The organism is Mycobacterium sp. SM3041 (assembly GCF_039668335.1).
Classification (GTDB): Bacteria; Actinomycetota; Actinomycetes; order Mycobacteriales; family Mycobacteriaceae; genus Mycobacterium.
In genome coordinates this window covers 61,709-87,973 of sequence record NZ_JAYXBQ010000054.1, presented here as the reverse complement: position 1 = coordinate 87,973, position 26,265 = coordinate 61,709, and the positions used below count along the sequence as shown (strand labels likewise).

21 protein-coding genes are annotated in these 26,265 nt (G+C 68.3%); 9 read left to right on the top strand and 12 right to left on the bottom strand.

From position 1 onward, the window contains the following. Positions 1–447: 447 nt before the first annotated feature. From VXD91_RS19370 to rpmF, 5 genes are all read right to left on the bottom strand, one after another. A complete protein-coding gene (locus tag VXD91_RS19370) occupies positions 448–993 on the bottom strand; it encodes a MogA/MoaB family molybdenum cofactor biosynthesis protein (RefSeq protein WP_293018105.1) in 546 nt (181 codons plus the stop codon). Further along, positions 993–2,408, bottom strand: coding sequence for a trypsin-like peptidase domain-containing protein (locus VXD91_RS19365; RefSeq protein ID WP_138248052.1), 1,416 nt, complete (start codon positions 2,406–2,408; stop codon positions 993–995). The genes VXD91_RS19370 and VXD91_RS19365 overlap by 1 nt, the downstream gene beginning before the upstream one ends. 111 nt (positions 2,409–2,519) lie before the next feature. Next, complete coding sequence (locus tag VXD91_RS19360) at positions 2,520–4,007, bottom strand: HAMP domain-containing sensor histidine kinase (RefSeq protein ID WP_346416181.1); 1,488 nt, start codon at positions 4,005–4,007, stop codon at positions 2,520–2,522. 53 nt (positions 4,008–4,060) lie between these two features. Continuing rightward, entirely contained in the window at positions 4,061–4,747 is a 687-nt protein-coding gene (locus tag VXD91_RS19355; protein ID WP_020099048.1) for a response regulator transcription factor, read from the bottom strand. Between the two features lie 78 nt (positions 4,748–4,825). Continuing rightward, positions 4,826–5,002, bottom strand: a complete 177-nt coding sequence (gene rpmF, locus VXD91_RS19350; RefSeq protein WP_061005745.1) for a 50S ribosomal protein L32 — start codon at positions 5,000–5,002, stop codon at positions 4,826–4,828. Positions 5,003–5,243: 241 nt separating this feature from the next. On the opposite strand from rpmF, the gene VXD91_RS19345 reads away from it, so the two are divergent. The 7 genes from VXD91_RS19345 to VXD91_RS19315 all read left to right on the top strand — a co-directional run bounded on the left by VXD91_RS19345 (position 5,244) and on the right by VXD91_RS19315 (position 14,263). Beyond that, entirely contained in the window at positions 5,244–6,944 is a 1,701-nt protein-coding gene (locus VXD91_RS19345) for an acyclic terpene utilization AtuA family protein (RefSeq protein ID WP_346416137.1), read from the top strand. Further along, entirely contained in the window at positions 6,941–8,089 is a 1,149-nt protein-coding gene (locus VXD91_RS19340; RefSeq protein ID WP_061005709.1) for an acyl-CoA dehydrogenase family protein, read from the top strand. Before VXD91_RS19345 ends, VXD91_RS19340 begins: the two co-directional genes overlap by 4 nt. After that, positions 8,086–9,681 (top strand): carboxyl transferase domain-containing protein, encoded by a 1,596-nt coding sequence (locus VXD91_RS19335; protein WP_061005711.1) that lies wholly within the window; start codon positions 8,086–8,088, stop codon positions 9,679–9,681. The genes VXD91_RS19340 and VXD91_RS19335 overlap by 4 nt, the downstream gene beginning before the upstream one ends. 8 nt (positions 9,682–9,689) lie before the next feature. Continuing rightward, positions 9,690–11,648 (top strand): biotin carboxylase N-terminal domain-containing protein, encoded by a 1,959-nt coding sequence (locus VXD91_RS19330; RefSeq protein ID WP_061005713.1) that lies wholly within the window; start codon positions 9,690–9,692, stop codon positions 11,646–11,648. Next, positions 11,645–12,808 (top strand): acyl-CoA dehydrogenase family protein, encoded by a 1,164-nt coding sequence (locus VXD91_RS19325; RefSeq protein ID WP_168175984.1) that lies wholly within the window; start codon positions 11,645–11,647, stop codon positions 12,806–12,808. Before VXD91_RS19330 ends, VXD91_RS19325 begins: the two co-directional genes overlap by 4 nt. Positions 12,809–12,820: 12 nt before the next feature. Further along, the gene (locus VXD91_RS19320) at positions 12,821–13,588 is read left to right on the top strand and encodes an enoyl-CoA hydratase family protein (RefSeq protein ID WP_061005715.1); all 768 of its coding nucleotides are present in this window, start codon (positions 12,821–12,823) and stop codon (positions 13,586–13,588) included. Between the two features lie 90 nt (positions 13,589–13,678). Next, positions 13,679–14,263 carry a DUF1707 domain-containing protein gene (locus VXD91_RS19315; protein WP_346416136.1) on the top strand — a complete coding sequence of 195 codons (585 nt, stop codon included), beginning with the start codon at positions 13,679–13,681 and terminating at the stop codon, positions 14,261–14,263. 269 nt (positions 14,264–14,532) lie between these two features. On the opposite strand, the gene VXD91_RS19310 is transcribed toward VXD91_RS19315, so the two are convergent. Then, positions 14,533–16,500, bottom strand: a complete 1,968-nt coding sequence (locus VXD91_RS19310) for a VWA domain-containing protein (RefSeq protein WP_346416135.1) — start codon at positions 16,498–16,500, stop codon at positions 14,533–14,535. Next, positions 16,493–17,887 carry a sigma 54-interacting transcriptional regulator gene (locus tag VXD91_RS19305; protein WP_346416134.1) on the bottom strand — a complete coding sequence of 465 codons (1,395 nt, stop codon included), beginning with the start codon at positions 17,885–17,887 and terminating at the stop codon, positions 16,493–16,495. The genes VXD91_RS19310 and VXD91_RS19305 overlap by 8 nt, the downstream gene beginning before the upstream one ends. Positions 17,888–17,963: 76 nt before the next feature. Between VXD91_RS19305 and VXD91_RS19300 the strand changes: the two genes are divergently transcribed. Next, positions 17,964–18,980 carry an alpha/beta hydrolase gene (locus tag VXD91_RS19300; protein WP_346416133.1) on the top strand — a complete coding sequence of 339 codons (1,017 nt, stop codon included), beginning with the start codon at positions 17,964–17,966 and terminating at the stop codon, positions 18,978–18,980. A gap of 11 nt (positions 18,981–18,991) precedes the next feature. On the opposite strand, the gene VXD91_RS19295 is transcribed toward VXD91_RS19300, so the two are convergent. Then, entirely contained in the window at positions 18,992–19,897 is a 906-nt protein-coding gene (locus VXD91_RS19295; RefSeq protein ID WP_318987235.1) for a LysR family transcriptional regulator, read from the bottom strand. Positions 19,898–19,980: 83 nt separating this feature from the next. Between VXD91_RS19295 and VXD91_RS19290 the strand changes: the two genes are divergently transcribed. After that, positions 19,981–21,399: a malate:quinone oxidoreductase gene (locus tag VXD91_RS19290; RefSeq protein WP_346416132.1), complete on the top strand. Its 1,419-nt coding sequence runs from the start codon at positions 19,981–19,983 to the stop codon at positions 21,397–21,399. 63 nt (positions 21,400–21,462) lie between these two features. Here the strand turns inward: VXD91_RS19290 and purH are convergent, their stop codons facing one another. From purH to VXD91_RS19270, 4 genes are all read right to left on the bottom strand, one after another. Continuing rightward, positions 21,463–23,031, bottom strand: coding sequence for a bifunctional phosphoribosylaminoimidazolecarboxamide formyltransferase/IMP cyclohydrolase (purH, locus tag VXD91_RS19285; protein ID WP_073694331.1), 1,569 nt, complete (start codon positions 23,029–23,031; stop codon positions 21,463–21,465). A 1-nt stretch (position 23,032) separates the two neighbouring features. Continuing rightward, on the bottom strand, positions 23,033–23,680 hold the full coding sequence (gene purN / locus VXD91_RS19280) for a phosphoribosylglycinamide formyltransferase (protein ID WP_318987233.1): 648 nt from the start codon (positions 23,678–23,680) through the stop codon (positions 23,033–23,035). Between the two features lie 9 nt (positions 23,681–23,689). After that, positions 23,690–25,222: a DUF6350 family protein gene (locus VXD91_RS19275; RefSeq protein ID WP_318987232.1), complete on the bottom strand. Its 1,533-nt coding sequence runs from the start codon at positions 25,220–25,222 to the stop codon at positions 23,690–23,692. Between the two features lie 76 nt (positions 25,223–25,298). After that, positions 25,299–26,252 carry a DUF5336 domain-containing protein gene (locus tag VXD91_RS19270; RefSeq protein WP_318987231.1) on the bottom strand — a complete coding sequence of 318 codons (954 nt, stop codon included), beginning with the start codon at positions 26,250–26,252 and terminating at the stop codon, positions 25,299–25,301. Positions 26,253–26,265 lie beyond the last annotated feature (13 nt).

The following is a 26,265-nucleotide window of genomic DNA, read 5'->3' as shown; positions in this document are numbered from 1 at the left end:
AAGACCGCGCATATATTCCCGATCCGGAAAAGTTTGCTGGGAACTACCTGCGCACCGGCGTCGACCCCGAGGGCCGGTCGGGCCGAAACAAGACGGAAACATGCGCTCAACAAGGCCGCTGACCGGCGCAATCAGGAGTTAACCTCATTCGCGACCACGCGTTGTGAGAACAGCGTGCTCAGCGATGGTGCGGCGGAACGTTTTCCCGTAGCCAGCGATCCCGGTCACCCTCCCCGACCGGGGAGGGTTCGTTACATTCGTCCCGGGTAACGTCCGGCAAAACGTCGCCGAACACCTTGTTAACTAGGTCGCGAGAGGGCTGTGTATCGCTCATCACAGCCCCCGGCTAGTGTGATCAAGCTCACACCTTTGCCAAATTGAAGGGTCCAGGTGAGACGAACTCATGACCACTCCGTTCGACCTACGAGCCCCAGCGGAGCTCAGCTATCAGATGTCGAGGCTCGACAGCTGCGCGATGATGTACGCCGCCAACGGCCCCAGCGTCGCCATGCCGTCGCGCACCGACGCACGTGAGCCGGCGATGTTGACCACCAGCGTGCTTCCCGAGACTCCGGCGAGGCCACGCGAGAGCCCAGCGTCCGAAATACCTGCGGCGAGACCCGACGAACGCAGCGCCTCGGCGATACCGAGCAATTCGCGATCGAGCATGGTGCGGGTGGCGTCCGGCGTGACATCACGCGGGCTGACGCCGGTGCCACCGACGGAGATGACCAGATCGACGCCGCCGATCACGGCGGTGTTCAGGGCGTTGCGAATCTCGATCTCATCGGCCGGGACCACGACGACGCCGTCGACGAGGAAGCCGGCCTCACCGAGCAGTTCGGTGACCAACGGGCCGCTGTGATCCTCTTCGCCGTGCGCGGTCCGGTCGTCCACGACCACGACGAGCGCGCGCCCGACCAATTCCCCTGCCTGTTCCATGCCTGTCACCGTATATCCCGCCTCTGACATCGAACTCGGCCCTGCACTCATCACTGTTGCGCCTTTCCCAGGGTCACCTGAACGGTCTGCGGTTTGCCCGCGGTGTCGAGGTAGGTCAGCGTGACCTTGTCGCCGGGCGCCTTCGAGCGCACGGCGGCCACCAGCGCGTCGGCGCTGCTGATCACCCGGTCGTCCACCTTGGTCACCACCACACCACTCGGCAGACCGGCCGACTGGGCCGCCCCACCGTTGGTGACGTCGACGATCTTGGCCCCGTCGATGGCCTTGTCATTACCCACCTGCACGCCGAGCGACGCATGGCTGGCGATGCCGTTCTTGATCAGCTCGTCGGCGATGCGCTTGGCCTGGTCCACCGGAATGGCGAAGCCCAGGCCGATCGAACCGCTCTGCGACTGGCCGGAATCCCCGCCGAGCGTCGCGATCGCCGAGTTGATGCCGACCAGCTCGCCGCTCATGTTGACGAGCGCGCCACCGGAGTTGCCGGGGTTGATCGCGGCGTCGGTCTGGATGGCGTCCAGCACGGTGTTCTGGTTCTTGGCATCGCCGCCGGCGGCGACAGGGCGATTCAGCGAGCTGATGATGCCCTCGGTCACCGTGCCCTGCAGACCCAGCGGCGAACCGACGGCCACCACCTGCTGGCCCACCACCAGGTTGGACGACGATCCCAGCGCGATGGGCGTCAGGCCCGAGACGCCCTTGGCCCGCACGACTGCGATGTCACTGCTCGGATCCGTCCCGACGATCTGGAACGTCGCGGTGCTACCGGTGTTGAACGTGACCTTGGTCTGCACCGGCGGAGCCCCGGGCGGCGGGGCGTCTTTGGCACCGGCCACCACGTGGTTGTTGGTGAGGATGAGCCCGTCGGCGGACAGGATGATGCCCGAGCCCTCCTCGGAGGCCCGGCCCATGTCGGTCTCGAGTTTCACGACACTGGGCACCACCTTGGCGGCGACCTGCTCCACCGAACCGATCGGCGCATTCCCGGCGTGCTGTCCGCGCGCCGAACCGCCCAACGAGGTCGAGCTGCTCGAGTAGTCGGGCTGCGCCAGCATCACGATGCCGCCGCCGATACCCGCGGACACCAGTGCCACCGCCGCCATACCGGCGATCAGAGGCCCTGTGCGGGAACGGTTTTGCGGCCGGGGCGCGATCGAAGGCCGGCCGTTCGGCGACCCGTTGCGATAGGGGTCGTACGGCTGCGTGCCGTACTGGCCCGTCGAGTACTGGCCGGTGGTGTACGAACCGGTCTGGTGCTGCCCCGTCTGGTACTGACCGGTCGAGTAGCTGCCCGTGGGGTACTGCCCGGTGTTCTGTTGCTGGCCGGCGTAGCGCCAGTCGTACGACGACCCCTGCTGCGGCGACGCGCCGTAGCCAGGTGCGGACTGATAGGAATCAGGACGCCGACCGGACTCGGGCTGCTGCGAGTACCTCGGGTGATTCGTCATTACTGGTCGACACTCTTCCTGTATTTCCGATCCGTTGCCGGGACAACGAACGACATGACCCGACGGTGCCCTTTCGGGCTGAGAATCCACTGAGACACCACAGGCCGCACCCTAGACTTCCTCCCCCGTCCGGGCAGGTTCATTTTCCGTGGTCACGCCCGTTACGTCCAGCCCAGAGGGCCGGTGTGTTGCGGTCACGCCCGAGGGCCGTCCCGGCAACACGAGATGGATCGACGTGCCCGGCGGCGACCCGCCCGGCACGGTGTCCTCGATCCGCAGTGCGCCACCATGTTTGAGCACAACCTGCTTGACGATGGCCAGCCCGAGACCGGAACCGGGCATCGCCCGTGCCGTCGTCGACCGGTAGAAGCGCTCGAACACCAGCGCCCGCTCCTGCGGCGGGATACCCGGCCCCCAGTCGGACACCACGAGCTCGGCGTGCGTCGGATTGATGCGCCCGAGCCGGACCACCACCACCGAGCCGGCCGGACTCCACTTGGCGGCGTTGTCGAGCAGGTTCAGCACCGCCCGGGACAACCCGGCCCCGTCGCCGTACACCTGCCAGCCGGCGATGTCGACGTCGAAGTCAATGTCGTTGCGGCGGCGGCGAACTCGTTCCAGACTGCGCTCGACGACCTCGGCCATCTCGACGGGCTCGTGGACCGTCACCGCGGCGTCGTCGCGGGTCAGGTCGACCAGGTCGCCGACGAGCGTGGACAGCTCCTCGATCTGGGCGATGACGTCGGACTGCAGACCCGACATCTCCTCCTCGGGGAACGGCGGCGCACCGGGTGCCATGGCCGCCATCAGCAGTTCGACATTGGTCCGCAGTGACGTCAGCGGTGTGCGCAACTCATGCCCGGCATCCGACACCAACCGGGCCTGCCGGTCTCTCGACTCGGCGAGCGCCCGCAACATCATGTTGAAAGCCTCTGTCAGCCTGGCCAATTCGTCATTGCCGTACACCGGGATGGGGCGCAGATCATCGGTGCGGGCCACGCGTTCGGTGGCCTCGGTCAACCGGGCCACGGGTCTCAGCCCGGTCCGCGCGACCGTGCCACCGGCGATCGCGGCGACGGCCATGCCGATTCCACCCACGATGAGCAAAATGGTGCCCAGCCGTTTGAGCACCTGGCTGGTGGGCCAGAGATTCTTCGAGATCAGCAGCGAGTTACCCGACTGCAGATGCACCGCCAGCACGCGCTGATAGTTGGTGGTACGCAACGACATCAGCAGCTTGCCGGCGATGACGTCCTTCTCCGGCGTCCCGAGCGGCAGCGTCTGCCCCTGCTGATTCGCGGTGTAGATCGACTGGCCCGGGATGACGTACATCGCATTGACGTCCGAGTAGGCGGTGCCCTCGATGGCCTTGCCGGGGTCGACGGCCAGCGAACCACTCTCGATGAGCAGTTGCGCGCGGCTGTGCAGCTGGTTGTCGATGTCGCCGTACAGCGCCTTGGACACCACCACGTACACCGCGACCGACATGAGGACGACGACCATCGCCACCATCGACATCGCGAGCAGCATCACGCGCCATTTCAGCGACACCGAGCTGGCGTCGTGTTGCACCGTGCCGTCCGGCGTCGTCGCCGGCATCTGCGGCACTTCCCGCATCTTCCGATCCACGGTTGCGCGAAGCTTGTCGAGCATCAGGGCGGCGTCTCACGCAGCACGTAACCCACGCCGCGCACGGTATGGATCAGGCGTGGTTCTCCCTCGGCCTCGGTCTTGCGGCGCAGGTACCCGACGTAGACCTCGAGGGCATTGCCCGACGTCGGAAAATCGAAGCCCCACACCTCTTCGAGGATCCGGCTGCGGCTGAGTACTCGGCGCGGGTTGTGGATGAGCATCTCGAGCAGCGAGAACTCGGTGCGGGTCAGGCTGATCGACCGGGACCCCCGGGTGACCTCGCGGGTCACCGGATCGAGGCTGAGGTCGGAAAACGTCAACGCCGCCGACTCGGCGCCGTCGGCGGGGCCGGTACGGCGGAGCAGGGCCCGCATCCGGGCCAGGAGCTCCTCGAGCGCGAAAGGCTTCGGCAGGTAATCGTCGGCACCGGCGTCGAGGCCGGCCACCCGCTCATCGATCGAGTCACGGGCGGTCAGCATCAGCACCGGAAGGTCGTCACCGCTGCTGCGCAGCTGACGGCAGACACCGCGCCCATCCAGCCGGGGCATCATGTCGTCGAGCACGACAGCGTCGGGCCGGTCGCTGGAGATGCGCTCCAGCGCCTCGACACCGTCTTGCGCCAGTTCGACCGAGTACCCGTTGAAAGTCAGTGACCGACGCAGTGATTCGCGTACAGCGCGGTCATCGTCGACTACAAGGATTCGCACAGGCACAGTCTCACCCCACCATCTGAGAGCGGACTGAGAAGACGCGCCACGCGGGCGCGAGAAAAACCGTCAGTCGGTTCAGGCGCGGCGGTCGAGGTCGATCAGACCCAGACGCGCGGCCTTGAGCAGGCGACGCGGCACCTTGTGTGCCTGACCTGCGACGTTCACGTTGACCAGGCCAGTGGCCTCGGCCTTCCACTGCGCGCGACGGCTACGGGTGTTCGAGCGCGACATCCTGCGCTTGGGCACAGCCATGATGTGCACCTCTCTGACTAAACGGAATTGCTTGCGGTCGGCCGCGTCGCGAACAAATAGGGCCTGGGGGCGCTCTATTGCTTCTCGCGTGCGCAGCGATTGCACCTCAGGATAGCCGTCGACCTGCGTAGGCTCCAAAACGTCGCCCCAACCGGGCAACACGCAACCCCCAGCCCCCTTGACTCGGTACCGCTAGTACCGACTAACCTCCCTACCGGTTGGTTGAACGACGGGAGTGTGTGTGACATCACCAGCAGTCCGGATCGGTAACTGCTCAGGGTTCTATGGCGACCGGCTGGCGGCGATGCACGAGATGCTCGCCGGGGGTGAGCTGGACTACCTGACCGGCGACTACCTCGCCGAGCTGACCATGCTGATCCTCGCGCGGGACCGGGCCAAGAACCCCGACCTCGGGTACGCCAAGACCTTCCTGCGCCAACTGGAGCAGTCCCTCGGCCTCGCCCTGGACAAGGGCGTGAAGATCGTGGCCAACGCCGGCGGCCTCAATCCGGCGGGCCTGGCAGCAGCGGTACGCGCCCTGGCCGACAAGCTCGGGCTGTCGGTCAACGTGGCACACGTCGAGGGCGACGATCTCGTGGCGCGCGCTGACGAGCTCGGCTTCGGCACCCCGCTGTCGGCCAACGCCTACCTCGGCGCCTGGGGCATCGTGGACTGCCTGAAGTCCGGCGCCGACGTCGTCGTCACCGGCCGGGTCACCGACGCCTCGGTGATCGTCGGACCGGCCGCCGCCCACTTCGGCTGGGCCCGAACCGACTACGACGCACTCGCCGGCGCCATCGCCGCCGGCCACGTCATCGAATGCGGCATGCAGGCCACCGGTGGCAACTTCAGCTTCTTCACCGAGATTCCCGACCTCATCCGCCCCGGTTTCCCGCTGGCGGAGATCTCCGCCGACGGGTCGTCGGTGATCACCAAGCACCCCGGCACCGGCGGACGCGTCAGCGTCGACACCGTCACCGCGCAGCTGCTGTACGAGATCACCGGCGCGCGTTACGCCAACCCCGACGCGACCCTGCGGGTCGACTCGCTGGAGCTGACGTCCGACGGCGCGGACCGGGTCCGCATCTCCGGCGTCCGCGGCGAGGCGCCGCCGCCCACGTTGAAGGTGTCCCTCAACAGCATCGGCGGCTTCCGCAATGCCGCGTCGTTCATCCTCACCGGCCTCGACATCGAGGCGAAGGCCGATCTGCTGCAGCGCCAGCTGGAGGCCGGCATCACGCAGCGCCCGGCCGAGTTGCAGTGGACGCTGGCGCGGACCGATCATCCCGACGCCGACACCGAGGAGCGCGCCAGCGCGCTGCTGCACTGCGTGGTGCGCGACCCCGATCCGGCCAAGGTCGGCCGCCAATTCTCCGCAGCGGCAGTCGAACTCGCGCTGGCCAGCTACCCGGGCTTCACCACCACCGCGCCCCCGGGCGACGGCCAGGTGTACGGCCTGTTCAAGCCCGGCTACGTCGACGCGGCCCTGGTGCCGCACGTGGCAGTACTGGCCGATGGCACCCGCACCAACATCGCGCCGTCCGCCGAGACGGTGACGCTGGGACCGGTCGACGATCCGGCGCTGCCGGAACCCCTGCCCGCCGGGCCGGTCCGTCGCGCACCGCTGGGCACCATCGCCGGGGCCCGCAGCGGCGACAAGGGCGGCTCTGCCAATGTCGGGGTCTGGGTCCGCACGGACGACCAATGGCGTTGGCTGGCAAACGCATTGACGGTCGAGAAGCTGCGCGAGCTCCTGCCCGAGGCAGCCGAGCTGCCCGTGACCCGACACCTGCTGCCCAACCTGCGCGCCATCAACTTCGTCATCGAGGGCATCCTCGGCGAAGGCGTCGCGTATCAGGCCCGATTCGATCCCCAGGCCAAGGGCCTCGGGGAATGGCTACGAACCCGCCATCTCGACATCCCGGAGGAACTGTTTTCGTGAGCATCTGGACCACGCCCGAACGTGACGCACTGCGAAAGACCGTGCGCGCGTTCGCCGAACGCGAGATCCTCCCCCACGTCGACGAATGGGAGCGCAGCGGCGAGCTGCCCCGTTCGCTGCACGAGGCAGCCGGTGCCGCCGGACTGTTGGGCGCCCAGGCGCCCGAGTCCGTTGGCGGCGGGGGCGGCGACGGCGCCGACGCCGTGATCGTCTGCGAGGAGCTGCATTACGCCGGCGTGCCCGGCGGCGTCTTCGCGTCGCTGTTCACCTGCGGCATCTCCACGCCGCACATGATCGCCTCCGGCGACCAGCGACTGATCGACACCTACGTGCGACCGACGTTGCAGGGCAAGATGATCGGCTCCCTGGCCATCACCGAACCCGGCGGCGGCTCGGACGTCGGGCACCTGACCACCCGCGCCGACCGCGACGGTGACGACTTCATCATCAACGGCGCCAAGACCTACATCACCTCGGGTGTGCGTGCCGACTATGTGGTGACAGCGGTGCGCACCGGAGGCCCTGGCGCAGCGGGTGTTTCGCTGATCGTGGTGGACAAGGACACGCCGGGCTTCACCGTCAGCCGCAAGCTGGAGAAGATGGGCTGGCGCTCGTCGGACACCGCCGAGCTGTCCTACGTCGACGTCCGTGTCCCGGCCGCCAACCTGGTCGGGCCCGAGAACTCCGGCTTCCTACAGATCGCCGGCGCCTTCGTCTCCGAGCGGGTCGGCCTTGCCGCGCAGGCGTATGCGAGCGCGCAGCGCTGCCTGGACCTGACCGTGCAGTGGTGCCGGGACCGGGAGACGTTCGGCCGGCCGCTCATCACGCGGCAGTCGGTGCAGAACACCCTCGCCGAGATGGCGCGGCGCATCGACGTCGCCCGGGTGTACACGCATCACCTGGTCGAGCGGGAGCTCGCCGGTGAGACGAACCTGATCGCCGAGGTCTGTTTCGCGAAGAACACGGCCGTCGAGGCCGGTGAGTGGGTGGCCAATGCGGGCGTCCAGTTGTTCGGCGGCATGGGCTACATGGCCGAGTCGGAAATCGAACGGCAGTACCGCGACATGCGCATCATCGGCATCGGCGGCGGCACCACCGAGATTCTCACCTCGCTGGCTGCCAAGACGTTGGGATTCCAGTCATGACCGCCCTCAAATCTCGGCTCGACACCGCGGCGGCGGGCTACACCGAAGCAGCCGCGGCGATGACGGCCAAGCTCACCGAGCTGGATGCCGAACACGCCAAGGCGCTGGCCGGAGGCGGCGCGAAATACGTTGACCGCCACCATGCCCGCGGCAAGCTGACCGCGCGCGAGCGCATCGAGCAGCTCGTGGATCCGGACTCGCCGTTCCTGGAGCTCAGTCCGCTGGCTGCGTGGGGCAGCGACTTCGTCGTCGGTGCCAGCCTCGTCACCGGTATCGGTGTCGTCGAGGGCGTCGAGTGCCTGATCGTTGCCAACGATCCGACCGTCAAGGGCGGCACGAGCAATCCGTGGACGCTCAAGAAGATCCTGCGCGCCAACCAGATTGCCCGCGAGAACCGGCTGCCGGTGATCTCGATGGTCGAGTCGGGCGGCGCGGATCTGCCCACGCAGAAGGAAATCTTCATTCCCGGCGGCGCGATGTTCCGCGACCTCACCCGGCTGTCGGCGGAGGGCATCCCGACCATCGCGTTGGTGTTCGGCAACTCGACCGCCGGCGGCGCCTACATCCCCGGCATGTCCGACCACGTGGTGATGATCAAGGAACGCTCCAAGGTGTTCCTGGCCGGCCCGCCGCTGGTCAAGATGGCCACCGGCGAGGAATCCGACGACGAATCCCTCGGTGGCGCCGAAATGCACTCCCGCACCTCGGGTCTCGGCGACTACTTCGCGCAGGACGAGCTCGACGCCATCCGCATCGGCCGGCGCATCGTGGCCCGGCTGAACTGGCGCAAGCAGGGCCCGACGCCGGCGCCGGTGGTGCCGCCGCTGTATCCCGAAGACGAACTGCTGGGCATCGTCGGCGCCGATCTGCGCATCCCGTTCGATCCGCGCGACGTCATCGCCCGCATCGTCGACGGCTCGGACTTCGACGAGTTCAAGCCGCTGTACGGCTCGTCGCTGGTGACCGGCTGGGCCAACCTGTGGGGCTACCCGGTCGGCATCCTGGCCAACGCGCGCGGCGTGTTGTTCAGCGAGGAATCACAGAAGGCGACCCAGTTCATCCAGCTGGCCAACCGGTCCGACACGCCATTGCTGTTCCTGCACAACACGACCGGCTACATGGTCGGCAAGGCGTACGAGGAAGGCGGGATGATCAAGCACGGCTCGATGATGATCAACGCCGTCTCCAATTCGAAGGTGCCACACATCTCGCTGCTCATCGGCGCCTCCTACGGCGCCGGCCACTACGGCATGTGCGGCCGGGCCTACGACCCACGGTTCCTGTTCGCCTGGCCCAGCGCGAAATCCGCGGTGATGGGCGGCGCGCAGCTGGCCGGCGTGCTTTCCATCGTCAGCCGCGCGGCCACCGAAGCCCGCGGCGGCCAGGTCGACGAAGCCGCCGACGCGGCACTGCGTGCCGCCGTCGAAGCGCAGATCGACGCCGAGTCGCTGCCGGCGTTCCTGTCCGGACGGCTCTACGACGACGGCATAATCGACCCCCGCGACACCCGCACCGTGCTGGGAATGTGCTTGTCCGCCATTGCCAATGCGCCGATCGAGGGGACGTCGAACTTCGGCGTCTTCCGGATGTGAGTAGCTCCATGATCACAAAAGTCCTTGTCGCCAACCGCGGCGAAATCGCCCGCCGGGTGTTCGCCACCTGCCGCCGGCTCGGCATCGGCACCGTCGCGGTGTACACCGACCCCGACGCCGCCGCCCCGCACGTCGCCGAGGCCGACGACCGGGTGCGGCTCGAGGGTCGCACCGGTTATCTCGACGCCACCCAGCTGATCGCCGCGGCCAAGGCGTCCGGCGCCGACGCCATTCACCCCGGCTACGGATTCCTCTCGGAGAACCCGGATTTCGCGGCGGCGGTGCAGGACGCCGGGCTGACGTGGATCGGCCCGCCGGTGGCCGCCGTGCAGGCCATGGGCTCCAAGATCGAGGCCAAGAAGCTGATGTCGGCGGCCGGCGTTCCGGTGCTGACCGAGCTGGACCCCGACACCGTCACCGCAGACCAACTGCCGGTACTGATCAAGGCGTCCGCCGGCGGCGGTGGTCGCGGCATGCGGGTGGTGCGCGAATTGTCCGCGCTACCGGCCGAAGTCGCGGCGGCGCAGCGCGAGGCCCAGTCCGCGTTCGGTGATCCGACGGTGTTCTGCGAGCGCTATCTCGCCAGCGGTCACCACATCGAGGTCCAGGTGATGGCCGATGCGCACGGCACGGTGTGGGCCGTCGGCGAACGCGAATGTTCCATCCAGCGCCGCCACCAGAAGGTCATCGAGGAAGCGCCGTCCCCGCTCGTGGAGCGGACGCCGGGCATGCGCGCCAAGCTGTTCGAGGCGGCCCGGCTGGCGGCCACCGCGATCGGGTACACCGGCGCCGGCACCGTCGAGTTCATGTCCGACGGAGGTGGCGACTTCTTCTTCCTGGAGATGAACACCCGCCTGCAGGTCGAGCACCCGGTCACCGAGGAGACCACCGGACTGGACCTTGTCGAACTGCAATTGGATGTGGCCGACGGCGGTGTGCTCGCGCCGGAACCGCCCGCGACGTACGGACATTCGATCGAGGCCCGGCTCTACGCCGAGGACCCGGCCAAGGACTGGCAGCCGCAGGCCGGGACGGTGCACCGATTCGACGTACCGGGTGTCCGGACCGAATTCAGCCTTCTGGGTCGCGCCGGAACGCGCGTCGACTCCGGCATCGTCGACGGCTCGGTGGTGTCGGTGTTCTACGACCCGATGCTGGCCAAGGTCATCTCGTTCGGACCGACACGCGACCGCGCCGCGGCGATCCTCGCCGATGCGCTGTCCCGCGCACGCATCCACGGCCTGCGCACCAACCGCGACCTGTTGGTGAACGTGTTGCGGCACCCCGCGTTCCGGGCCGGTGACACCGACACCGCGTTCTTCGACACGCACGGTCTGGCCGACCTGGCGGCACCGGCGGACACCGACGTCACGCTGTCCGCCGTCGCAGCGGCGCTGGCCGACGCCGCGCACAACCGCGCCACAGCAACGGTTTTCGCCGCCGCACCGAGTGGTTGGCGGAACCTCGCATCGGGCTACCAGAGCCGTACGTACAGTGACGCGGCCGGCGCCGAACACCAGGTGCGGTACCGATACGCGCGCGCCGGCGTCGAGCTGCCCGACCGCGACGACGTCACCGTCGTGACCGCCGATCCCACTCGAGTGGTGTTGTCGGTCAACGGAGTTGAACGTTCGTTCGACGTCGCCCGATACGGTGCCGACGTTTTCGTCGACTCCCCCGCCGGTGCCGTCCACCTCGTGGCCCAGCCGCGATTCCCGGACCCGGACGCGGCGGTCGCGCAGGGCTCGCTGCTGGCGCCGATGCCCGGACTCGTGGTCCGGGTCGGTGCGGCCATCGGTGACTCGGTCACCGCCGGCCAGCCCCTGATCTGGCTGGAAGCCATGAAGATGGAACACACCATCGCCGCACCGGATTCCGGTGTGCTCACCGAACTCAACGTGCAACCCGGCCAACAGGTCGATGTCGGCGCTGTGCTGGCCCGGGTCGAAACCCCAGAAGGAGAATGACCATGTCTTTCATCGAATCCGACGAGCGCAAGGCGCTCCGCGAGGCCGTCGTCGCGATGGCCTCGAAGTTCGGCCAGGACTACTTCCTGGAGAAGGCCCGCGCCGGCCAGCACACCGACGAATTGTGGGCCGAGGCAGGCAAGCACGGCTTCCTGGGCGTCAACATGCCCGAGGAGTATGGCGGTGGCGGTGCCGGCATGTACGAGCTGAGCCTGGTCATGGAAGAGATGGCCGCCAACGGCTGTCCGCTGCTGATGATGGTGGTCTCGTCGGCCATCAACGGCACCATCATCTCCAAGTACGGCACCGAAGATCAGAAGAAGCGCTGGGTGCCGGGTCTCGCGGACGGCTCGCTCACCATGGCCTTCGCGATCACCGAACCCGACGCCGGCTCCAACAGCCACCGCATCACCACGACGGCGCGCCGCGACGGCGGCGACTGGATCCTGTCCGGCCAGAAGGTCTTCATCTCGGGCATCGACCAGGCCGACGCCGTGCTGGTCGTCGGGCGCACCGAGGACCACAAGACCGGCAACCTCAAGCCGGCACTGTTCGTGGTCCCAACCGATGCACCGGGCCTGAGCTGGACCAAGATCGAGATGGAGATCATCAGCCCCGAGAGCCAGTTCCAGGTGTTCCTGGACGAGGTGCGGCTGCCCGCCGACGCGCTCGTCGGCTCCGAGGACGCCGCGATCGCGCAGCTGTTCGCGGGCCTGAACCCGGAGCGGATCATCGGTGCGGCCATGGCCGTCGGCACCGGTCGACTCGCGATCCGCACCGCGACCGAGTACGTCAAGACCCGTCAGGTCTGGAAGGTGCCGATCGGTTCGCACCAGGGCATCTCGCACCCGCTGGCTCAGATCCACATCGAGCTCGAGCTGGCCAAGCTGATGATGCAGAAGGCCGCCACGCTGTACGACGCCGGTGACGACTTCGGTGCCGCCGAAGCCGCCAACATGGCCAAGTACGCCGCAGGCGAGGCCTCGGTCCGCGCGGTCGACCAGGCCGTGCAGTCGCTCGGCGGCAACGGCCTGACGAAGGAGTACGGCATCGCCGCCGCGGTCACGGCGTCGCGACTGGCGCGCATCGCTCCGGTCAGCCGTGAGATGGTGCTTAACTTCGTGGCGCAGACCTCGCTGGGTCTGCCGCGCTCGTACTGACAGGAAAGTCTCATGACCGCACTGGTCCACTACTCCGTCGAAAACGGTGTCGCCCGGCTGACGCTGGACTCACCGCACAACCGCAATGCGATGTCGACCGCGCTGGTGGACCAGTTGCGGCAGGGCCTCACCGATGCTGCGGACGATCCGGGCGTGCGGGTCGTGGTGCTCGGCCACACCGGCGGCACGTTCTGCGCCGGGGCCGATCTGAGTGAAGCCGCGGGGCGCGACCCCGGCGACCTGGCCACCGCACGTGCGCTGGAGGCGGCCGGGCTGCTGCGGTCGATTCTGGAGCTACCCGTTCCCGTGATCGCCGCGATCGATGGTCACGTCCGCGCCGGCGGCATGGGGTTGATCGGTGCCTGCGACCTCGTGGTCGCGGGTACCGCCAGCACTTTCGCCCTCACCGAGGCCAGGATCGGCGTGGCGCCCTCGATCATCTCGCTGACACTGCTGCCGAAGATGACGGCCCGCGCGGCCGGTCGCTACTTCGTGACAGGCGAGAAGTTCGGCGCCGAGGAAGCCGAACGCATCGGCCTGGTGACCGTCGCGACCGATGACGTACCGGCAACCGTGGCAAAGCTGACGGACGAGATCACCAAGGGTTCACCGCAGGGTCTGGCCGCATCCAAGGCACTGACCACGGCGTCGATCCTGGCCGATTTCGACCGCGACGCCGAGAAGCTGGCCAAGCAGTCGGCGCAGCTGTTCGTCTCCGACGAGGCCCGGGAAGGCATGATGGCCTTCCTCCAGAAGCGGCAGCCGAACTGGAATAAGTGATCCATATCCCGTAACGGATGGGACATCGATGCGGCCACAGTTTGCCTCAAGAGCCTTGCAAGTCGCTGTGATCGTCGTAGGCTCGAGTTGATGAGCACCCCAGGTTCGCGCGCACAGATGCGCGCCGCCGATACCGACCGGATCCAGGTCGCTCACCTCCTCAGCGATGCGGCCGCGCAGGGCCGGCTGCCGATGTCCGAGTACGAAGACCGGCTGAACCGCGCTTATTCCGCGCAGACGTACGCCGAACTGTCGAAGCTGAGCGCCGACCTGCCGTACATCACCACCGCGCCGTGGGAAACGGGCGGCGAATGCCATCCCGCGCCCTCGACGCTGCTGCTGGCGATCATGAGCGGATTCGAGCGCCGGGGCCGCTGGAACGTGCCGCAGCGGCTGACGTCGTTCTCACTCTTCGGTGGCGGTGTCATCGATCTGCGCTACGCCGATTTCACCTCACCGGACGTCGAGATCCACTCCTACTCGATCTTCGGCGGGCAGACCATCCTGCTGCCGCCCGAGGTCAACGTCGACGTGCACGGCGTCGGTGTCATGGGCGCGTTCGACCACCTCGGTCAGCAGGGCACCCCCGGCGCCCCGCGCGTCACCATCCGCGGCTTCTCGCTGTGGGGCCGCGTCGGCATCAAGTGCAAGAAGCGCAAGCCGCCGACCACTTAGCTCACTTCCCGCGAGCTCTCTTTCCCGCGAGCCCTCATTCCCGCGAGCCCTCATTCCCGCGAGCGGCCGTGTTTGTACGCAACACGCCGCGACTGGCGTGTACTTTGGGGCCGCTCGGAGGCGACGAGCGTGCGCTCAGGTACAGGTGCGGTGGCGTGTCGCGGTACAAACACGGCCGCTCGCCGTGAGGTGGTTACCCTCGCGTGAGGTGGTTACCCTCGCGTGAAGTGGTTACCCTCGCGTGAGGTGGTTACCCCGCCGTGGAGTGGTTACCGACGCCGCCGCCGCGAGCGGAGGTAGTCGCCGACCACCGCAGCCCCCAGCCCGTCGAGCTCGGGCACGACGACGCGGCCTTCGACGCGCCGGGCCACCTGATCGATGAACCGCGCCAAGCCGGGATCGCTGCCCAGCCGGAAGATCGTGATCTGCGCGCCCAGCCGGGCCACCTCGTCGAAGCTGCGCACCGTGAAAGCGATGGTGCGCGGGTGCGGCGGGTAGTCGAAGAACGTCTCGGTGCCGTTGCGGTACTGCTCGAGGTGGGCCGTGGGCTCACCGTCGGTGACGACGAGGACGACCGGCTGGGCATTGGGATGACGACGCAGATGCCGGCCGGCGAGCAACAGCGCGTGGTGCAGGTTGGTGCCCTGCTCGTAGACGCCTTCCAGCCCCGTCAGTTCGGCCGCCGAGACGGTGCGGGCATTCCGGCCGAAAGCGATGATCTGCAACGCATCTGACCGGAACCGGGTACTCACCAGGTGGTTGAGCGCCAGGGCGGTCCGCTTCATCGGAAGCCACCGGTTCTCCATGACCATCGAGAACGAGGTGTCCACCAGCAGCGCCACCACAGCCTGGGTGCGGGTCTCGGTCTCCGAGATCTCCACATCGTCCACGGTGATGCGCAACGGCCCGTCCTGACCCGTACCCGCTTGTCGCAGTACCGCATTGGTCAAGGTGCGGGTGACGTTCCACGGCTCGGTATCGCCGAACTGCCACGGCCGGGTGGCCCCGGTCAGTTCGCCTGCGGCGCCGGCGCGACGGGTGTCCCGCTCGCCGTGACGGCCGGAAAGCTGTTGCGCCACGTCGCGGAGCGCTGCCTGACCCAACTGCCGCATCGCCTTGGGCGACAACCGCCACTGCCCGTCGGAACCGCGGTCCAGGAAGCCCTGGTTCATCAGGGTGCGTTCCAGTTCCGCGAGGGCGCGGGCATCGACGGCGGCCTCGTCTCCCAATTGCCGGGCGAGCATGTCCAGATCGACGTCGTCCATCTGCGCGCCGGCGTAACTCTGCGAAAGTTGTTCCGCCAGTTGCTCCAGCTCGGCGATGTCCTCCATCGCCTGTGCGGCCTCCCCCATGCCCAGCGGGTTGTTTCCGGTGAAATTCCGCTCGCCGGTCCAGTCCTCACCCGGGCGGGCGGCCTGCAGATTGGCATCGAGCCGGTCGAGCGCGTTCATCAACGACGGCGACCCGAAAGCCTGCTGCGCCAACGCATCCAACTCGGCTCGTTGATCGGGTGACAGGCTGTTGCGGAACCGCTGCGCGGCGGCGGCCCGCTTGGCCAGGGAGTCCAGCAGTTCGTCGACGTTCTGTGGATTCTCGGGAAAGAACTGGCCGTGTTTGGCCATGAAATCCTGAAAATCCTGTTGGGTATCGTCGCCGTTGGCGTGCTTCTCCAGCAGGTTGTTCAGGTCGTCGAGCATGTCATTGACGGCTTGACGGTCCTCATCGGTGGCGTTCTGCAGCGCATCTTTCATGCCGGCGAATCGCTGGTCCAGCATCTCCCGGCCCAGCAGGTCCTTGATCTGCTCGTACTTCTGCCGGGCTTCGGCCGATCGCCAGTCGTATTCGGACAGCTCCTGCACTGCTTTCGCCGGCGACGGCGACAACGACTCCAACTGCAGTTCGCCGAACCGTGCGTCGTCATCGAGCGCGCGGGCCAGTTCCTTGCGCTCGGCGAGCACCGCCTCGTCGAGCAGCTTCTTGATCTCCTGCAGGGTGCCGTCAAGGTTGTTGCGCGACAACAACTCCCGACGACGCCGGTTGGCCTCGGCGGCCAGTCGGTCGGCGCCGCGCATGTTCTGGGTGCCACGGCGCAGCAACTCGGAGAGGGCGCGCCGGGGCGACGCGCCCTCCATGACGTCCTGCCCGATCTGCTCCAGCGCCTCCCGCAGGTCGACGGGAGGCGCCAGCGGGTCGGGCCCGCCGGTGTAGCGCGAGTACCGCGAGAGGTGGTTAGCCATATACCGTTTCGCCGTCGTCGCAGGTCTTGTCGATGCGCTTGGCCAGATACAGCGCTTCCAGCGCCAGTTCGACGGCTGCTGCCCGCTCGCCGTCGGACTGCGCGCCCAGCCGGTCGGCGATGGCATCGATCACCGGCAGGTCCGGCAGCGCGGCCAACACGTCCTTGGCCGACACCCGCTCGCCCGTCGTGACCGGTGAATCCCCTTCCACCGCGGCGACCAACGAACCGACGTCGATGCCGCCGAGCAGCCGCTGCGCGGTGTCCGCCGTCGCCCGCCGCAGCAGGTGCTCCAGGACGGCCTGTTCGCGGCCTTCCTCACCGGATTCGAATTCCAACTTGCCGCGCAGCACGCCGATGATGGTCTGCAGATCGACCACGCGCGCGACCGGATCCTGTTCACCCAGAATCGCGGAGCGGTGTTGGGCCGCGGCGCCGACGGTCTCGGCCGCCGCGATGGCGAAGCGGGCCGAGACACCCGACCGCTGATCGATCGACTGCGACTCGCGCAGGTACCGGGCGAACCGGGCCAGGATCTGCAGCAGGTACTCCGGGACCTCGGCAGCCAGGTGCGCTTCCTGCCTGATGACGCCGACCTCCGCGTCGAGCTCAAGCGGGTAGTGAGTGCGGATCTCGGCGCCGAAGCGGTCCTTCAGCGGAGTGATGATGCGGCCACGGTTGGTGTAGTCCTCGGGGTTGGCGCTGGCCACCACGAGCACGTCCAGCGGCAGGCGCAGCGTGTAGCCCCGCACCTGGATGTCCCGCTCCTCCATCACGTTGAGCATGGCGACCTGGATGCGCTCGGCGAGGTCGGGCAGCTCGTTGATCGCGACGATGCCGCGGTGCGCCCGCGGGATGAGGCCGTAGGCGATGGTTTCCGGGTCACCCAGACTCCGCCCCTCGGCCACCTTGATGGGGTCGATGTCGCCGACGAGGTCGGCGACGCTGGTGTCGGGCGTCGCCAGCTTCTCGAAGTAGCGCTCGCTGCGGTGTTGCCAGGTGACCGGCAGGTCGTCGCCGGAATCCGCGGCCCGGCGGATCGACTCGGGCGTGATCGGCGAGTACGGGTGCTCACCCAGCTCCGAGCCCGCGATGACGGGCGTCCACTCGTCCAGCAGACCGACCAGACCGCGCAGCAGACGGGTCTTGCCCTGGCCGCGTTCGCCGAGCAGCACGACGTCGTGTCCGGCGATCAGCGCGCGCTCCAGTTGCGGCAGGACGGTGTCCTCGAAGCCGAAGATGCCGGGCCAGACGTCCTTGCCGTCAGCCAGCGCTGCCAGCAGGTTCTCGCGAATCTCGGTCTTGATGCCCCGCTCACGGTGGCCCGAGGCCTTGAGCTCGCCGACGGTCCGCGGCAGGTCGGCTGGAAGGTCGTTAGGTGATGTCACGACCTCCACGCTACGACGGTGCACGGTGAGCGGCAGCCCCTTGGGCTCCGGAGCTTTACCCAGTACCCTCGGTATCGTGAACTCGCTCGACTGGACTCACCGCCCCACCGACCTCGAGTTCGGCCCCGCCGCGTGGCAGAGCCGACTGCTCGGCGGGCTCACCGCGGTGTTCGTCCGACCGGTAATCGCCCTGCTCACGCTCATCGGCCTGGTGGTCAACCGGTTCTATCCGGAGCTGGTCCAGCGCGGCCGCTACGACATCATCGACGGGCCCTTCCGCGCGTTCCGCGCCCTGCCCGGCACCACGGTGACGCCGATCAAGCTCGACGACTGCGACGCCGAATGGATCGTCGCGCCGCGCGCCCAGGGATCCGATCGCGTGATCATCTACTTCCACGGTTCGGCGCTGATCACCCTCGGGCTGAACTCGCACCGGCGGTGGGCCAGCAAGCTCTCGGCCGCGACCGGCGCCCGGGTCCTGAACGTCGGCTATCGACTGGCTCCACAGGCGCTGATCGAGGACGCCATCGCCGACGGCGTGTGCGCCTACCGCATGGTGCTGGGCGCGGGCGTCGACGCGCAGAAGATCGTCTTCGCGGGCGACTCCGCCGGCGGCCTGATCGCGACCGGCACGGCGCTCGCGGCGCGGGACGCGGGCCTGCAGGTACCCGCCGGCCAGATTCTGCTGTCGCCCCTGACGTCGTCCGACATGAACTTGAAGTACAACGCGATGCTCGAACACCGCGACGTGCTGTTCCCGTTCATGGCAGTGAAGTACCTCTACGACGTCTTCGCCACGAAGAACGGCACGCACCCGGTGCCCGAGATGCCGACCGAGGCCGACCTGCACGGCCTGGGACCGACGCTCCTGCAGGTCGGCAACAACGAGATGCTGCGCAACGACTCGTTCGCGCTCGCTGACGCGTTGCGGGCGGCGGGTGCGCAGGCGTGGGTTCAGGTGTGGGACAAGGCGATGCACATGTTCCAGCTGAGCTTCGACGTCAACCCGGACGCCCGCAAGGCCGTCGACGAGATCGTCGACTTCTTCGAATACGCCACGACCACGCAGCAGTCCGGCGAGGTCGCGTCCTAATTCACGCGCCGTCAGCGGTTGTGGGCGGCCTTGGCCGCCCACTCCGTACGCAGGAAGGCCAGCAGCCTGCGCGCTGCGGGAGTGCCGGCGGTCGGCGCCCACGCCAGCGCGATCTGTCGCTGATAGTTGTTGGGCGTCAACGGGATTTCCCGGACCTTGCGCGAGGTGTGCTCGTCGTGCGGCAGCAGCGCGATGCCCATCCCCCGGCCGACCAGCTCGCGGATGGTCGAGAACTCGGTGATCTCCACGGGCACGTGCGGAACGAAACCCGCGTCACGGCACCAGCTTTCCGTCGCCTGACGCAGGTGATAGCTGGCCGGGTTGGCGATGAAGGTCTCGTCGCGCAGTTCGTCCAGCCGAAGACGGCGACGGGCCGCGAGCGGATGGGCCGCCGGTAACACGGCCCGGATGTGTTGTCCGCCGATCACCACATGTTCGACGCCGTCGGGCGGCGGTATCACGACGGCGACGTCAAGCATCCCGGCCTTCAGATCCGCGGCGAGTTCACTGCCGTGCGCCTGCTTCATCTGCAGCCGGATTCCCGGTGCGCGCCGGTGGAATTCGGTGACCAGGTTCGGCACCACGCCGGCCCCCATCGTCAGGGGGAAGCCGAACCGGATGGTCCCGTGTTCGGGGTCGGCTTCGCCGGCGATCGTCTCGACCGTCGCTTCGAGCTCGCGCAACGGGCGCCGTGCCTGTTCGGCAAGCTGCACCGCGACCGGCGTCAGCCGCACCGTCCGCCCCTCCTGAGTGAGCAGCCGGACGCCGAGCATCTTCTCCAAGGCGTGGATGCGCCGACTCATCGATGACTGCGGAATACCCAGGCTGTCGGCGGCACGGGTCATGTGCCCGGCCTGGGAGTCGAGCTCTTCGAGCGCCCGAAGCTGCGGCGCGAGCAGACTCATCCATTGATCCATATTCGGATGATAATCGCCAGAACATTCATTGGACGGATCGAATTCTCGGGGGTGATGCTGGAGTAACGAGACAAGGAGCAACCATGAACACCGTTGAACCGGAAGTCGCCGACGTCGTCCTCATCGGTGGCGGCATCATGTCTGCCACCCTGGGCGCCATGATCAGCACATTGGAACCACAGTGGCGCATTGTGTTGGTGGAGCGGGCATCCGACATCGCCACGGAGAGCAGCGGGCCGTGGAACAACGCCGGCACGGGCCACTCCGGCTACTGCGAACTCAACTACATGCCCGATCCCCAAGACGGCAGCGCGCCCACGCAGATCGCCGCACAGTTCCAGTTGTCCCGCCGCTGGTGGGCACATCTGGTCCAGCAGGGCCTGCTGGACCCGGCGACTTTCGTCCACGGCACGCCGCACATGGACGTGGTGTTCGGCGACCACGATGTGGCCTACCTCCGGCGCCGATTCGAAACCCTGCGCTCCGATCCGCTTTTCGCCGATCTGGAATTCAGCGACGACCCCGCGACCATCGCCGAATGGGCCCCGCTGGTGATGGCGGGCCGCGATCCGGCGCAACCGATTGCGGCCACCCGCCACCCCGGCGGCACCGATGTCGACTTCGGAGCGCTCACCCGCGGACTGACCCGCATCATCACCTCGAACGGCGGCGAGGTCCGCCTCGGCCATGAGGTGCGCCGGCTACGCCAGGATCCGGACGGCACCTGGTTGGTCGGCGGCCGACGTACGGAGTCGCACAACAGGTTTCAGCTGAGGGCGCGCCACGTGTTCGTCGGAGCCGGTGGGTTCGCCCTGCGGCTGCTGCAGCGCGCGCACGTTCCCGAGGTCCGCGGCTACGGTGTGTTGCCCGTCGGCGCAGCGTTCCTGCGGTGCGCGCAACCCGACGTCGTCGCACAGCACGATGCCAAGGTGTACGGCCAGGCGGCGATAGGAGCCCCGCCGATGTCGGTGCCGCACTTGGACAAACGCGTCGTCGACGGCAAGGGCTACCTCATGTTCGGCCCGTATGCGACGTTCAGCACCAAGCTGCTCAAAGGCGGCAGGCTCACCGACTTCTTCACCACGCTGCGGTGGCACAACCTGCATGTACTGGCCGCCGCGGCCCTGCAGAGCCTGACCCTGGTGCGCTATCTGATCGGCGAGCTGCTCACCCCGCTCAGCGGCAAGATCAAACAGCTGCAACGGTTCTACCCGGAGGCCGACCCCGGCGACTGGGAGCTGATACCGGCCGGACAGCGGGCTCAGCTCGTCACACCGGACCCGAAGCGCGTCGGCGTGTTGCAATCGGGAACCGAGCTCGTCACGTCGGCCGACGGCACCATCGCAGGACTGCTGGGCGCCTCTCCGGGAGCCTCGACCGCCGTGCCGATCATGCTCGGCCTCCTGCAGCGGTGCTTCCCCGAGCGCTGGGCCGCCTCCTGGCAGTACCGCATGAACGATGCGGTGGCCCCTCGGGACACTGCAGCGCTGCTCAGCCTCTGAACGGCGAATGGCCAGGTTTGCCCGGATCATCTCCGTGCGAACCTGGCCATTCAGCCTGTGAATCTAGTGGGCGAAGTGCCGCGCCCCGGTCAGGTACAGCGTGATGCCCGCAGCCGCGGCGGCCGCGGTCACTTCGTCGTCACGGACCGAACCACCCGGGTGCACAATGGCTTTCACGCCGGCGTTGGTCAGGGTCTGCAGACCGTCCGGGAACGGGAAGAAGGCGTCGGAGGCAGCGACGGCGCCCTTGACGCGGTCACCGCCCCGCTCGACCGCCAGTCGCGCCGCGTCGACGCGGTTCACCTGGCCCATGCCGACGCCGACGGTGGCGCCGTTGGCAGCGACCACGATCGCGTTCGACTTCACGGCGCGGCACGCGCGCCAGGCAAACACCAAGTCGGCCAACGTCTCCGGGTCCGCCGGGCTGCCGGTCGCCAGGGTCCAGTTCAGCGGGTCGTCGCCCGCGGCATCGAGCGCGTCACGCTGCTGCACCAGCAGGCCACCGCTGACCTGACGGAACTCGGTGCCGCCGGGCTGCGGTTCGCTCGCCACCAGGATGCGAATGTTCTTCTTGCGGCTCAGGATTTCGACGGCGCCCGGCTCGAAGGCGGGAGCGACGATCACCTCGGTGAAGATGTCCGCGACGGTCTCGGCCATCTCCTCGGTCACGGCCGTGTTGGCCGCGATGACGCCACCGAACGCGCTCAGCGGGTCGCACTCGTGGGCCTTGCGGTGCGCATCGGCAACCGAGATCGACGACACCGCAATGCCACACGGGTTGGCGTGCTTGATGATCGCCACGCAGATGTCCTCGTGGTCGAACGCCGCCCGCCACGCCGCGTCGGCGTCGGTGTAGTTGTTGTAGGACATCTCTTTTCCGTGCAGCTGCTCGGCCTGGGCCAGCCCCGGCCAGCCGGCGTCGTCGCTGTAGAGCGCGGCCTTCTGGTGCGGGTTCTCGCCGTAGCGCAGCACGTCGGTGCGACGCCATGTCGAACCGAGCCATGCGGGCATACCGGCGGCGGAGGCCTCGTCGTCGCCGGGCACCAGCACCGAACCCATCCAGGATGCGACGGCCACGTCGTACTCGGCGGTGTGACGGAAAGCCAACGACGCCAACTTCTTCCGCTCTTCGAGCGTGAAGCCGCCGTCCCGGACGGCGGCCAGCACACCGTCGTACCCCAGCGGGTCGACGACGACGGCGACGCTGGGGTGGTTCTTGGCCGCAGCGCGGACCATCGACGGGCCGCCGATGTCGATCTGCTCGACGCACTCGTCCTCGGAGGCGCCCGACGCCACGGTCTGCGTGAACGGATACAGGTTCACCACAACGAGTTCGAACGCCTCGACCCCGAGCTCGTCGAGCGCGGCGAGGTGCTCGGCCTTGCGGGTGTCGGCCAGCAGGCCGGCGTGCACGCGCGGGTGCAGTGTCTTGACCCGGCCGTCCAGCACCTCCGGGAAACCGGTGACCTCTTCGACCGGAGTCACCGGGATACCCTCGGCTGCAATGGTTTTCGCTGTCGAACCGGTCGACACCAGGGTCACGCCGGCCTCGTGCAGCCCGCGGGCCAGCTCGGCCAGGCCGGTCTTGTCGTACACGCTGATCAGCGCGCGCCGAATCGGTCGTCGCGTCATCCTATTGCTCCTCACCGCGGCACCCGATGGCCGCCTTTCGCCCACTCCACGTCACACCGCGGAGGGCCACCGCGGCGATCACATCTACCAACAGTCGTCGTTCGACGACTTTGATCCGCTCATGCAGCGACGACTCGTCATCGTCGTCGCGTACCGCCACCGGCTCCTGCGCCAGGATCGGGCCGGTATCGGTGCCGTCGTCGACCAAGTGCACCGTGCTGCCGGTGACCCGAACCCCGTAGGCGAGGGCCTCGGACACCGCGTGGGCGCCCGGAAACGACGGCAGCAGCGCCGGGTGGGTGTTGAGCACCCGTCCCTGGAAGCGCGCCAGAAATGCAGGTCCGAGGATCTTCATGAACCCGGCCGACACCACCAGGTCCGGCTCGTGGGCCGCGACGGCGGCGGTCAAAGCGGCATCCCAGGCGGCCCGGTCGGCGTGGTCGCGCAGCCGCGTGGTGAACGTCGCCGCCCCGGCGGCCGCCCCGATCTGCAGTGCCGGGCAGTCACGGTCCGCGCCGACGGCGACGACGCGCGCCGGGTAGTCGCCGACCGCTGCGGCAAGCACAGACTCCAGCAGCGAACCGGTCCCGGACGCCAGGACGACGAGCCGCGCCGGCGCAGTCGGGGGCACATGGACCGGTAGCTGCACGGGAGCAGCCTAGTGGCCGTCGTCGTCGACCACGAAATGCGCCTCAGGGTCCTCGTCCGGGTCGAAGGTGACGTGCTCACCGATGCGATCGGTGGTGCCGGATTGATAGGCCTCCGCCGGTGCCGGGGTCATGTCCGGTTCCGGACGTGCCGGCCGGCGTGGTTCGGCGGGTTTGGCCGCGGGCTCAGCATCCGGCTCCGGCGCCGACACTGTCTCGGCGGCCTGCTCGAATGCCGGGCCGCCGGCGAAGTGCGAGTCGTCGTCCCCTTCCGCCGGGGCGGCCGACACGTCACCGATCAGCTTCTCGGTCACGGGCTCGTCATCGTCGACGACGTCTGCCGCCTCATCTTCGTACGGTTCCTCGTCAACCGGCGGGGCCGGCGCGACGGGTGCCGGCCGGGCCGGACGGGCCGGACGGCGGGTCAGGCCGCCCGCCATGGCCACCGTGAGACCGCCGATGGAGATGAACCACAGGAAAACCGCAGGCCCGAACGTCGTCTGATCGACACCGAGCTCACCGAAGTTGCCCAGGCGACCACTGCCTGCGACCGCGAGCAGGACCATCATCACCGCAGCCAGGAGCGACGCCACCGCCAACTTGGCGAATGCAATCGGCCACGGGGCCGGGCGCCGCGAACACTGCTGGCCCACCGCCACGGCCGAGGCCGCCGCGATGATCAGCAGCGCCACCCATACCGGACCCAGCGGAGGCGACGGCACGGCGGCGAGTACCGGCACGGCGGGCACATCACCGCCGAGCACCGTGAAAGAACTGAACGTGGCCAACCCCACGTGCACGCTCGAACCGACGGCCACCGCGGCGGCGCCGACCATCACGTTCGGGATGTACAGCGCAGACAGCACGGTCAGGCTGAGCTGGCCGAACACCGAATCAGTGATGCCGAAGAGGTCGTGCATGGTCGACCAGTGCACGACCATCGAGCCGACCGCGACCAACCCCGACAGACCGAGCAGCGCCAACACGCCGGCAACGGCCCCGCGCAACGCCTCCGGGAGCCAGTACGGCAGGTGCGCATCGGTCAGCAGCCGCCCCTGCAGGCGCGAGCCGACACCGATGGCCGCGCCGACCGCGTGCACCGCCAGGACACAGCCAAATGCCTGGAGGGCACTCGGAGTCTGCAGCTCGGTGAGCACCGACGACGCATCGTGGATCACCGCAATCGCGATCGCCGCGATCAGCAGGGGTCCACCGAGCGCCGACGCGACGATCCACCGGACCACGAACCAGGACGCACCCGGCCGCGTCGCCGCGGCCGTGGTGCGGGCCGTGCCCCAGACCATCGCCAGCAGCGGGGCCAGGGGCATCACGCCGAGCTCGGCGCCGCCGATCGACACCGGGACGCCGTGCACGCCCAGCCACATACTGGCCATCGCGCCGAACGCGCCGGTCAGGTCGCTGTTGGCGATGACCAGCTGGATCAGCACCAGCGCGGCGATGATCGCCAGGGCGATGCCCGACGGGCCGAACGCAACCCGAAGCAGGTCACGCGCCTGACGCGTACCGACTGGTCGGTTATCCACTAGCTGGGTCACTCCTCGCGAGGTCGTCACTCGCGTGCCGCGAGCGCCCTAGCGATTATGACGAAGCCGGACCCGATTACTGCGGAGCCGGGGGTTGCTGGAAGGTCGTCGTCGGCTCCGAGCCGGATCCCGTCGAGCCCGGAACGCTGGGCGACGAGGTGAACGACGACGATCCGGCCGAGGCCTCGGACGCCGACGAGCCCTGGCCCGACGACTGCTGCGGGGACGACGACTGGCCGGCCGACTGCTGCGGCTGACCGAAGGCCGGGAACCCGGTCGGCGGGGTCGGCGGACCCGAGTCGGCGCCGTGCTGCGACGCGCTCTGTGCGCCGGTGTAGCCGCCGATGGGACCGTTCTGGGACTGCGGCTGGTAGCCAACCTGCTGGCCGAAGTGCTGGCCGGTCTGCTGGCCGTACTGCTGCTGAGGCTGCTGGCCGTAGTACTGAGCCTGCGGGTTGTAGCCCTGCGCCGGTCCGCCGTAGTTGTACGGATCGGCCTGCGGACGCGGTGCGGGCGGCTGGATGACGCCGGCGTCCAGCAGCAGCGCCCCGACAGCGCTACCGGCCTGCAGCACCGACAGCGCGAGCACGACATAGAGGCCCCACTCGACCTCGATGCCCTTGGGCGCCTGCACGATCTCGTTGATCACGAGCAGCAGGGCCAGCACCGCGAGGATGGCGACCCACGACTTGAAGCTCTTCTGCTTGGGCAGGAGGCTGACGCCGGCGAGCAGCGCAGCCAGCACGGCGACGACGATCGGCGCCTGGGTCAGGATGCTGCCGGTGCCCGCATCCAGGCCTCCCGCACCCAGCTGGGGCGCGAAGTTGAAGCCGAAGATGAGCAGGCCGAGCGCCGCGACCGCGATGGTCAGGTACTCCGGCAGTTTGCTCGGGCCGGCCGGCGCCGCAGGCGCAGCCGGGATCTGCTCGGGCAGACGGTTGAACTGCTGGGTCGGCCCGCCGTACTGGTTGCCGTACTGGCCGGGCTGCTGGGCGGGCGGGTAGCCGGGGTTACCGGGCTGGTACGTCATGACCTCTCCTGTA